The sequence below is a fragment of the Streptomyces sp. CB01249 genome (genome assembly GCF_001905735.1).
Classification (GTDB): domain Bacteria; phylum Actinomycetota; class Actinomycetes; order Streptomycetales; family Streptomycetaceae; genus Streptomyces.
Window position 1 is genome coordinate 865,533 of record NZ_LISW01000003.1, and the last position, 6,000, is coordinate 871,532.

A 6,000-nucleotide genomic window follows, 5' to 3' on the forward strand; every position below is an offset into this window, starting at 1 on the left:
TGACCCGCCCGGACCTGAAGGCACGAGCCGGTCACAGGGCCAGGCCCGGACCGCATCGACGCGTGGCACGATGGCTGCCAGCCTGACGCCGCGACGCGCGGACAGGACCGCGAAGGAGCGACAATGAACGACACTCCGGGCTGGGCCTCGCCCGGATCCGCCCCCTCCGACGACCAGCAGTCGAACGGCCGCACCACGGACCACCAGGTCCCGGCCGACCGAGAAGCGCCGGTTCGAGAAGCGGCCGACCGAGAAACGGCGGGCCCAGAAGCGGCAGGCCGGCAAGTCGCAGGTCAGGAAGCTGACCGTCGGGAGGCCGACGGCCAGGAGAAGGCGGACCGGGACACGGACCGCCCCGAAACGGGCATCCCCCGCCCCTCCGAACCGGCCGACGACACCGCCCCCTCGCGAACCTGGGCCGCCCAGCAGCCGCCCGCCGGCCAGTGGTCCCCTCCGAGCCCCACCGGAACCGGCCCCACCGCCCCGCCGCCCCACCCGGGCTGGGGCACCCGGGCACAGAGCCCCGGTTCCGGCGCGGGCCCCGGCTGGAACGCGCCGCAACGATCCGGCTGGGGCACACCGCCACAAGGAGCCGGCTGGGGCGGTCCGCCGCCGGCGGCGAAGCCCGGCGTCATCCCGCTCAGGCCGCTCGGCATCGGCGAGATCCTCGACGGCGCCGTCTCCACCATGCGCGCCCACTGGCGCACGGTCCTCGGCATCACGCTCGCGGTCTCCGTGATCGCCCAGGCCGCCATCCTCCTCATCCAGCGCTTCCTGGTGCCCGACCCTCCCTCGGTCGACAAGAACGCCACCGGCTCCGAGGCGTTGCGCCAGGCCACCGAATCGCTCCGCTACAGCCTCCTCGACCTCGCCCCGCCCCTGATGGTCTCGATGCTGGCGACGATCTTCACCACGTCGGTGCTGACCGTGGTGATCAGCCGCTCGGTGCTGGGTCGCCCGGTCACCCTGTCCGAGGCCTGGGCCGAAGCCCGCCCCCGGCTGCTCTCCCTGCTGGGACTGACCCTCCTGCTCGCCGTCATGGGTGGAGCGATCATGACCGCCGGCATCCTCCCCGGGTTCCTGATCGGCGACACGGCGGGAGCCGGTCTCACCTTCCTCGGGCTGCTCGCCGCGACGGCCCTCTTCCTCTGGCTGTCGGTCCGGTTCAGCCTGGCAGCGCCCGCGCTGATGCTGGAGCGGCAGCCGATCGCCACCTCCATGCGACGCTCCGCGAAGCTGGTCCGCGGCGCCTGGTGGCGGACGTTCGGCGTTCTCGCCCTGACCGGGCTGCTGACGCTCATCGTGGGGCTGGTGGTCGGCATCCCCTTCGGTCTCCTCGCGGTGGGCATGGACGACGGCTCGCTGAGCTCCTTCGTCTCCGGGGAAGGCGCCGACTTCGGCTGGCCGTTCCTGATCATCTCCGCCATCGGTGACGTGGTCGCCGCCACCATCACGTACCCCCTCTCCGCCGGCGTCATGGCCCTGCTCTACGTGGACCAGCGCATCCGCCGCGAAGCGCTCGACCTCGACCTGGCCAAGGCAGCGGGCCTGCCCGGCTTCGACAACAGGAACTGACACCGTGCCGGGGGCGGGCGACGCGGCAGCACGGCTACTGGTACGAGCGAGCGGCGGCGCCCCCGTGGACACCGGCCGCCTCCCCGCCCGGGAGGCGGCCCGCCGCGAACTGTCCAAGGGCGCGTACCACGAGAACGACCCGAACCCCCTCCAGCGCGCCCTGGACCACCTGTGGACCTGGTTCGCCGACATCGTCTCCGCGGCCTCCGTCGCCGCACCGGGCGGGCCCGCCGGCCTGATCGTTCTCCTCCTGATCGTCCTCGCCCTGGCCCTCGCGCTCCGGTGGCGGCTGGGCGCCCCACAGCCCGGCCGGAGATCCGCCGAAGCACTCTTCGCACACGGTCCCCGCAGCGCCGCGGAGCACCGTGCCGCCGCCGAGGCCCACGCGGCGGCCGGCCACTGGAACCAGGCCGTCCAGGAACGGATGCGTGCCCTCGTCCGCTCGCTCGAAGAACGGGCCCTGCTGGATCCCCGCCCCGGACGCACCGCCGGCGAAGCGGCCGCAGAGGCGGGCCGTGCCCTCCCCACGTACGACACGCGCCTACGGGCGGCGGCCCGGGTCTTCGATGACGTCACATACGGAGGCCGCTCAGCCGACCAGGCGGCATACCTGACTCTGCTCGACGTCGACCGCGCCGTCGAAACCGCCACCCCTCGACTGACCGGTGCCCGCGAGGGGGCCGTCGAATGACACCGGCCGCCGCCCCGCCCGCCTCTGCCACCTCCATATCCGTCACGCCTCACGAGATATGGCGCCGCTCCCGCGGAGTGCTGCTCGCCGTCCTCCTGCTCGTCGTCGCCGCGACAGCCCTGGCAGCCGCCCGCTCCGGGGACCAGCACGGCCGCCTCGACCCCCGCTCGGCAGATCGCTACGGCAGCAGGGCCATCGCCGAACTCCTCAAGGAGCACGGCATATCCGTCCACGTCGCCACCACCCTCCACGACGCCACGTCCGCGACCGGCCCCGACACAACCCTCCTGGTCACCGCCCCCAACCTGCTGACGCCCCACCAGCAGAGGGCTCTGCGCACAGCGACCACCGGCACGACCGGCCGCACCGTGCTCCTGGGCGCCGATTCCCCCTCGCTCGACACCCTGGCCCCCGGTGTGCGGGCACAGCCCGCCGTCCCCGTGGTCGCACGGCCCCCGCACTGCTCCCTGCCCGCCGCCCGGAGAGCCGGAGCCGTCGAAACGGGCGGCATCCGCTACGACGCCGAGGGCCTTGATACCGATGGCTGCTACCCCGCAGGAAGCCTGCCCTCCATGCTCCTCGTGCGCGAGCCCACAGCCGGCGACACCGTCCTGCTCGGCTCCCCCGACTTCTTGTACAACGAGCGTCTCGACCACCAGGGCAACGCATCCCTGGCCCTGCAACTCCTCGGTTCCCGCCCACATCTGGTCTGGTACCTCCCCTCGCTCACCGATCCCTCCGCCACCGGCAGCACGGCCGACGACGACACCACCAACACCGGCATTGCAGACGGCCGGAGCAGCTTCATCGAGCTGATCCCGTCCGGCTGGCTGTGGGGCACACTGCAACTCGCCGTCGCCGCCGTGCTCGCAGCGGTCTGGCGCGCCCGCCGCCTGGGCCCCCTCGTCAACGAGCGCCTGCCCGTGGCCATCCGGGCCTCCGAGTCCACCGAGGGCCGAGCCCGGCTCAGCCGCAGAGCCAACGCCCGCGACCGCGCCGCCGCATCACTTCGCCACGCCACCCGCACCCAGCTGGCACCACTCGTCGGCGTCTCCCCCGGGGACGCTCACTCCCCCGCAGTGCTCCTCCCCACTCTGTCCGCACGCCTCGGCCCGGCACACGGAAACCTCAGCGACCTCCTCTTCGGCCCCGCGCCCTCCGATGACAGAGCCCTCGTACTTCTGGCCGACCAACTCGACTCCCTCGAAAGAGAGGTCCGCACCTCATGAGCGCCCCGCCCCCCGCGCCCACCGGGACAACTGGAACCGCCGGGCCCGCCGGCGTCGACACCCACGACGCAGCCCGCGCCGCCCTGGAAGCGCTGCGCTCCGAGATCGCCAAGGCCGTGGTCGGCCAGGACCCCGCCGTCACCGGTCTCGTCGTCGCCCTCCTCTGCCGCGGGCACGTCCTCTTGGAGGGCGTCCCCGGCGTGGCCAAGACCCTGCTGGTCCGAGCCCTCGCCGCATCGCTCGAACTGGACACCAAGCGGGTGCAGTTCACACCCGACCTGATGCCGAGCGATGTCACCGGGTCCCTCGTCTATGACGCACGCACGACCGAGTTCTCCTTCCAGCCCGGCCCCGTCTTCACCAACCTCCTTCTCGCGGACGAGATCAACCGGACCCCTCCCAAGACGCAGTCGTCCCTCCTGGAGGCGATGGAAGAGCGTCAGGTCACCGTCGACGGCATGTCCCGCCCACTGCCCGACCCCTTCCTCGTCGCCGCGACGCAGAACCCGGTCGAGTACGAGGGCACGTACCCCCTCCCCGAAGCCCAACTGGACCGGTTCCTCCTGAAACTGACCGTCCCGCTGCCCACGCGTGAGGACGAGGTCGCTGTCCTGACCCGTCATGCCGACGGGTTCGATCCCCGTGATCTGAAGGCCGCGGGCATACACCCGGTCGCCGGGCCCGCAGAGCTCGAAGCCGCCCGCGCCGCGGTCGCCGGCACGACCGTCTCCCCCGAAATCGCCGGCTACGTAGTCGATATCTGTCGTGCCACGCGTGATTCCCCCTCGGTCTCTCTCGGTGTCTCCCCCCGTGGAGCCACCGCCCTGCTGTCCACCGCCCGAGCCTGGGCCTGGCTCACCGGCCGCGACTATGTGACCCCGGACGATGTGAAGGCCCTGGCCCTCCCGACGCTCCGGCACCGCATCCAACTGCGCCCCGAAGCCCAGATGGAAGCGGTCACCCCCGACTCCGTCATCACCGCTGTGCTCGCCCAAGTCCCCGTACCTCGGTGAGGCGATGAACCGTGGCCCTCACCGGACGCGCCGCCCTGCTGGCGGCTCTGGGATCACTCCCTGTAGGCATCGCGGCCCCGAGCTGGACGGGAATGCTCGCGGTCAATGCCCCGCTCTCATTGGCAATTCTGTGCGACTATGCCCTGGCCGCGCCAGTGCGAACGCTTCAGTTCACCCGATCCGGTGATACATCCGTTCGACTTGGCGACCAGGCAGAAGTGCAACTCACCGTAGTCAACCCCTCCCGACGACCGCTGCGGGCACACCTCCGCGATGCATGGCCGCCGAGCAGCTGGCTGCCCGGAACGGAGCCGGCCGCCTCCCGCCACGAGTTGGCCGTCCCGCCCGGCGAGCGAAGGCGCATCAGCACGCTTCTGCGTCCCACCCGCCGCGGTGACCGCCGGGCCGAGCAGATCACCGTCCGCTCGTACGGACCCCTGGGACTGGCCGCACGCCAGGGCAGCCACCGCGTGCCCTGGACGGTGCGCGTCCTCCCGCCGTTCACCAGCCGGAAGCATCTCCCTTCGCGGCTCGCCAGAATGCGCGAACTCGACGGTCGTACCAGCGTTCTCACGCGCGGGGAGGGCACGGAGTTCGACAGCCTGCGCGCCTACGTTCCCGGCGACGACGTCCGATCGATCGACTGGCGAGCGACCGCCCGCCAGTCGGCGGTCGCCGTACGGACCTGGCGCCCGGAACGCGACCGGCATGTCCTCGTCGTCCTCGATACCGGCCGTACTTCGGCGGGCCGGGTCGGCGATGTGCCCCGGCTCGATGCGGCGATGGACGCGACCCTGCTCCTCACCGCACTCGCCACTCGCGCCGGGGACCGTGTCGGCCTCCTCGCCTACAGCCGCCGTACGAGGGCGAGGGTCCAGGGCCGGGCAGCCGGGGATGTCCTGTCGGCTGTGGTCGATGCCCTGACACCGTTGGAGCCGGAGCTCGTGGAGACCGACGCGCGAGGGCTCGTCGCTGCGGCCATCGCGCACACGCCCCGGCGTTCGCTCATTGTTCTCCTGACGAGCCTTGACGCGGCTCCCGTCGAGGAGGGATTGCTGCCCGTACTGGCCCAGCTCACCCAGCGCCACACCGTCCTGGTCGCGGCGGTGAGTGACCCACACATCGCGGACATGGCCGGCGCGCGCGGCACAGTGGACGCGATCTACGAGGCGGCCGCCGGTGTCGAGGCTCTGGCTCAACGTCGCCGCATCGCGGACCGGCTCCGTAGCCACGGTGTGGTGGTCGTCGACGCCCCACCGGACGATCTCGCACCCGCTCTCGCCGACGCCTATCTGGCACTCAAAGCAGCAGGGCGCCTGTAGCGCGGGGCGACGGGGGCGGCCCGGCGATTTGATCTGGCCGAGAACGCAGAAAAGCCCCGTGCCAACTGGCACGGGGCTTTCCCACAATGATTGTTCGGCGGCGTCCTACTCTCCCACAGGGTCCCCCCTGCAGTACCATCGGCGCTGAAAGGCTTAGCTTCCGGGTTCGG

General features: G+C 71.9%; 5 protein-coding genes and 1 rRNA gene. 5 read left to right on the forward strand and 1 reads right to left on the reverse strand.

Translation table 11 applies throughout. The annotated features are described in order from the left end of the window. The first annotated feature begins 123 nt into the window (after positions 1-123). The 5 genes from AMK18_RS19545 (at position 124) to AMK18_RS19565 (ending at position 5,830) form a co-directional block, all read left to right on the forward strand. Positions 124-1,575: a glycerophosphoryl diester phosphodiesterase membrane domain-containing protein gene (locus AMK18_RS19545; RefSeq protein ID WP_073863722.1), complete on the forward strand. Its 1,452-nt coding sequence runs from the start codon at positions 124-126 to the stop codon at positions 1,573-1,575. Between the two features lie 64 nt (positions 1,576-1,639). Next, positions 1,640-2,266 carry a DUF4129 domain-containing protein gene (locus AMK18_RS19550; protein ID WP_073863723.1) on the forward strand — a complete coding sequence of 209 codons (627 nt, stop codon included), beginning with the start codon at positions 1,640-1,642 and terminating at the stop codon, positions 2,264-2,266. Next, positions 2,263-3,495 (forward strand): DUF4350 domain-containing protein, encoded by a 1,233-nt coding sequence (locus AMK18_RS19555; RefSeq protein ID WP_073863724.1) that lies wholly within the window; start codon positions 2,263-2,265, stop codon positions 3,493-3,495. The genes AMK18_RS19550 and AMK18_RS19555 overlap by 4 nt, the downstream gene beginning before the upstream one ends. After that, a complete protein-coding gene (locus tag AMK18_RS19560; protein ID WP_073863725.1) occupies positions 3,492-4,508 on the forward strand; it encodes an AAA family ATPase in 1,017 nt (338 codons plus the stop codon). Before AMK18_RS19555 ends, AMK18_RS19560 begins: the two co-directional genes overlap by 4 nt. Before the next feature lie 11 nt (positions 4,509-4,519). Then, positions 4,520-5,830, forward strand: coding sequence for a DUF58 domain-containing protein (locus AMK18_RS19565; RefSeq protein WP_073863726.1), 1,311 nt, complete (start codon positions 4,520-4,522; stop codon positions 5,828-5,830). A 92-nt stretch (positions 5,831-5,922) separates the two neighbouring features. Here AMK18_RS19565 and rrf read toward each other — a convergent pair. Continuing rightward, positions 5,923-6,000 (reverse strand): 5S ribosomal RNA (rrf, locus tag AMK18_RS19570); the annotation flags it as partial.